Origin of the sequence: Acinetobacter sp. YH16044 (assembly GCF_013417145.1) — a bacterium.
GTDB lineage: Bacteria > Pseudomonadota > Gammaproteobacteria > Pseudomonadales > Moraxellaceae > Acinetobacter > Acinetobacter amyesii.
This window is the reverse complement of sequence record NZ_VPEK01000105.1, coordinates 1-2162: the sequence shown is the minus strand read 5'-3', so window position 1 is coordinate 2162 and position 2162 is coordinate 1. Positions and strand designations below refer to the sequence as shown.

General features: G+C 39.3%; 2 protein-coding genes. One reads left to right on the top strand and one right to left on the bottom strand.

Annotated features, from left to right (window positions below):
* Nucleotides 1–742: MobA/MobL family protein (locus FTV38_RS17195; protein ID WP_180023014.1), on the bottom strand; the 742-nt coding region annotated here is incomplete at its 3' end.
* 304 nt (nt 743–1046) lie between these two features.
* On the opposite strand from FTV38_RS17195, the gene FTV38_RS17190 reads away from it, so the two are divergent.
* Nucleotides 1047–1808: a hypothetical protein gene (locus tag FTV38_RS17190; protein WP_180023015.1), complete on the top strand. Its 762-nt coding sequence runs from the start codon at nt 1047–1049 to the stop codon at nt 1806–1808.
* The last annotated feature ends 354 nt before the right edge of the window (nt 1809–2162 follow it).

Sequence of the window (2162 nt, the reverse complement as noted above, 5' to 3'; positions counted from 1 at the left end):
GGTATTCCACGGTTTCATTCTGTTTCCCAGCACCTAATTTGGGTTCCGGGAGATACAAGGTGCCATGGATCTCGTTGTATTTCTCATAGTTGTCAGCTGAAACCTGATTTTTGATGGTGATGTCTTGGCCATCCAGTGTGTAGGTGACGGTTGGACAGTGCTGTGCAAGGGCATCATTCAGATGGTTTTCCCATTGTTTTCGGATATAAATTAAAAAAGTGGAATAGTCTGCGTGGCCATCCTGCAGCTGGATTTTCTTTGCACCGCCTTTGCTTGGATCTTTGGGGTTATAGCGTTTGAAATATTGTTCGGCTGTCCGTTCAATACTGTCATCGGCTTTTAGCGAGAACATGATGTGACAATGAGGCTGATCTTCGCCACTGAGGCGCGATTTAACGTTATGTATGGCGTATGAATGCGGATATTGCTGTGGAACTATATGTTTGTCTAAAAACGTCTCTATGAGCGTTTTACGCTGTTCTGGCGTGAATTCATTTGGTAGGGCAATTTCATACTCCATGTAGGCCTTGGCATTGGCTCGTTCATAAGTATCTGCTGCCTGCCAAAACTCAATCGGATCTTTGACAAAGGCGGGCATGCAACGTCCAGGTTCAACATGTTCTAGGACTTCTTCGCTTTTTTTCCTGATGCCTTCGTACTGCATCAACCGAGCAATATAGAGGTAATGCTGGGTGGCGTAGCCTTTATTTTTACTTTTGACGCTGAAGTGATAACTGGCCATGCTCACCTTTTTGTTGGTCTGGGATCGGTTTTTATGCAGTGAAACGGAATGAAAACCGCCCGGATTTGGAATGCCTGGATGGCTGAAAAATCCGGTTGAAGGGGGTCAAGGGGGAAGCGCCCCATTGCGTACTAGTTTCTCCGATCAGGAGAAACTGTCAAGTGCGAATTATTTAAAATAAAAATAAAAATTCTTTTCAAGAAATTTTATTTTTATTTTAAATAATTATTTTCAGACTGCCCTCTTTAAATATGGTAAAACCATATTTAAAGAGGTTGCAGTTCTGAAAATTAGGCGGCAGATGATGACTGTTGAAAAAGCAAAAAAACGTGGAAGACCAGCTCAATTACTTCAAGTGGCAGAGTTACATGCTTTTGTGGAATATCTCTTAGAAAAAGATCCACGGACCGACTTACAGAATCAGGTCATTGATGCCTTACAAGCTGAAGACTTTAATTTTGAGATGTTGTCTGAAGCTCAACAGATCTTGGTCAAAGAGGCATTAAAACCATATCGTGAGCATATAAAACTAAAGACCCTATTCGATGAGCTTTCTATTTTGCCTCAACCAACTGAATATGAGGCCAAATTTATTCAAATGTATGGTAATTACCTGAAGGGTACTTTAGACCCAGCCGAGATCAATACCTTGAAAGTGATGTGTACTAGGTATCTGGGATTTAAGGCGCAGCAGCTGGAATATAAGGATCTAGAAATTTATCTCAGTCAGATGCAGAAAAAAGAAACCAAGAAAAAAAGAACTGCTGAAGATCATCGAAAGTATCAGCTAGGTGGAGCTGTGATTGCAGCTTTTAAAAAACTCAATATAGATATAAGTAATGAAAAGCCTGAACAGATCACTAACCGGATTGTAAATACCAAACGTTTCCAGGATGAAGTCAGAAAATCAGAAATTTTTAAGGAAGTTCTTAAACATAAAAAAGGGTATTTTGATGCAAATAAACTTTTTATTCAGGTGTTAGAAGGATTACATACTTGGAAAAAAAATGGAGAACCATTAACTGTCATTGAAATTAAGAATGCTGTAGAAAAAGGCCAAAAGTAGTCTATTTCGGTTAAAGGATTTGTCAAATCCTTTGCCGTGGCACTCAAAATGTCAGTTGATACCTACCTAAAGGGGGCAAAATGTCAGCTCATACCTACCTAAAACCCCAAAATCTTAGCAAATAGCAGCTTCAGGTGGTCAAAATGTCAGTTGATACCTACCTAAACTTTTTATTTTGACATTTTCTTTTACCGAAATTGAAAAATCCTTTGCCGTGGCACTCAAAATGTCAGTTCATACCTACCTAAAATGGGCTAAATGTCAGTTCATACCTACCAAATGTCAGTTCATACCTACCTAAAATGGGCTAAATGTCAGTTGATACCTACCTAAAGATAGTTTTTTACAGTTATA